The organism is Dietzia sp. SLG310A2-38A2 (genome assembly GCF_014145095.1).
Classification (GTDB): Bacteria; Actinomycetota; Actinomycetes; order Mycobacteriales; family Mycobacteriaceae; genus Dietzia.
Genome location: NZ_JAALDX010000394.1, coordinates 1 through 2,204 on the forward strand (window position 1 = coordinate 1; position 2,204 = coordinate 2,204).

General features: G+C 69.9%; 2 protein-coding genes. Both read left to right on the forward strand.

Going from position 1 to position 2,204, the window contains the following annotated elements:
- The coding region (nuoF, locus tag G6027_RS13705) for an NADH-quinone oxidoreductase subunit NuoF (RefSeq protein WP_182637654.1) at positions 1-1,121 on the forward strand (1,121 nt) is incomplete at its 5' end.
- Positions 1,118-2,204: 2Fe-2S iron-sulfur cluster-binding protein (locus G6027_RS13710; protein WP_241727125.1), on the forward strand; the 1,087-nt coding region annotated here is incomplete at its 3' end. The genes nuoF and G6027_RS13710, both read left to right, overlap by 4 nt.

A 2,204-nucleotide genomic window follows, 5' to 3' on the forward strand; every position in this document is an offset into this window, starting at 1 on the left:
CCCCCGAGGACCCCGAGGCCTCCGACCCCGCCGCCAAACCCCACTACCTGGTGGTCAACGCGGACGAGTCCGAGCCCGGGACCTGCAAGGACATGCCCCTCATGCTGGCCACGCCGCACGTGCTGATCGAGGGCATGGTGATCGCGGCGTACGCCATCCGCGCCTCCCACGCGTTCATCTACCTGCGCGGCGAGGTGGTGCCGGTGCTGAGGCGCCTGCAGACCGCGGTCGCCGAGGCGTACGAGGCCGGGTTCCTGGGTCGCGACATCCTGGGCAGCGGATTCGACCTGGACATCGTGGTCCACGCGGGCGCCGGCGCCTACATCTGTGGTGAGGAGACCGCACTCCTCGATTCCCTCGAGGGCCGACGCGGGCAACCGCGGCTCCGCCCCCCGTTCCCCGCCGTCGCGGGGCTCTACGCCTGTCCTACCGTGGTCAACAACGTCGAGTCCATCGCGAGCGTTCCGTCGATCCTCCAGCACGGGCCCGAGTGGTTCCGCTCGATGGGCTCGGAGAAGTCCCCCGGCTTCACGCTGTACTCGCTGTCCGGCCACGTCACCCGGCCCGGACAGTACGAGGCGCCGCTCGGCATCACCCTGCGTGAACTGCTGGACTACGCCGGCGGCATCCGGGAGGGGCACACCCTCAAATTCTGGACCCCCGGTGGTTCCTCCACCCCGATCCTCACCGACGCCCAGCTGGACATGCCCCTGGACTACGAGGGATGCGCGGCCGAGGGCTCCATGCTCGGCACCAAGGCGCTGCAGATCTTCGACGACACGACCTGCGTGGTGAGGGCCGTGTTGCGCTGGTCGGAGTTCTACGCCCACGAGTCCTGCGGCAAGTGCACACCCTGCCGTGAGGGCACGTTCTGGTTGGTGCAGATCATGCGCAGGCTCGAGGACGGCACCGCCACGGAGAGCGACCTGGACCGGCTGCTCGACATCTCGGACAACATCGTCGGCAAATCGTTCTGCGCACTCGGCGACGCCGCCGGCGCTCCCATCATCTCGTCCATCGCGCTCTTCCGGGACGAGTACCTGGCCCATATCCCCGACGGTTGTCCCTTCGATCACAGCCGCTCGACCGTCTTCGCCCGGACCGAGGAGGTGGCCCGATGACCACCGGCGACCGCGCACCCGACCGCTCCAGAGCCCCCTCGGACAGCACCACCGGTGACCCCGTGCCCAACAAGATCACCCCCCGCGCCGACGACACCGTGGCCGACCTGACGCCCGACGCGGACGAGGATCTGGTCACCCTCACCGTGGACGGCCACCGGGTCTCCGTGCCCGCCGGCACACTGGTGATCCGCGCCGCCGAACGCCTCGGGGTACAGATTCCGCGGTTCTGTGACCACCCGCTGCTCGAACCGGCCGGCGCGTGCCGCCAGTGCATCGTCGAGGTCGAGGGCGCCCCCAAACCCGTGACCTCCTGCACCACCCCGGTCACCGAGGACATGGTGGTGCGCACCCAGTTCACCTCCGAGATCGCGGACAAGGCCCAGCGCGGGGTCATGGAGCTCCTCCTGATCAACCACCCGCTGGACTGCCCCGTCTGCGACAAGGGCGGCGAATGTCCACTCCAGAACCAGGCCCTCTCCAGCGGCCACGGCCACTCCCGGTTCACCGAGGTCAAGCGCACGTTCCCCAAGCCCATCGCGATCTCGTCGCAGGTCCTGCTCGATCGCGAGCGTTGCGTGATGTGTGCGCGGTGCACCCGGTTCTCGGACCAGATCGCGGGCGACCCGTTCATCGACCTGATGGAACGGGGCTCCCAGCAACAGGTGGGCGTCTACGGGGACGAGCCCTTCGAGTCGTACTTCTCCGGCAACACCGTCCAGATCTGCCCGGTCGGGGCGCTCACCGGTGCCGCGTACCGCTTCCGGGCGCGCCCGTTCGACCTGGTCTCGAGCCCAGGCGTCTGCGAGCACTGCGCCAGCGGCTGTGGGCAGCGGACCGACCACCGACGCGGGAAGGTCCTGCGCAGGCTGGCCGGTGACGACCCGGAGGTGAATGAGGAGTGGAACTGCGACAAGGGCCGGTGGGCCTTCGCCTACGCCACGCAGCCCGACCGCCTCACCACCCCGATGATCCGCGGCCGGGACGGGGGCCTGGTGCCGGTCCCGTGGAGCACTGCGCTCGCCACGGCCGCCGCAGGGTTGTCCGCCGCGCGTGGTCGCACGGGCGTCCTGACCGGCGGGA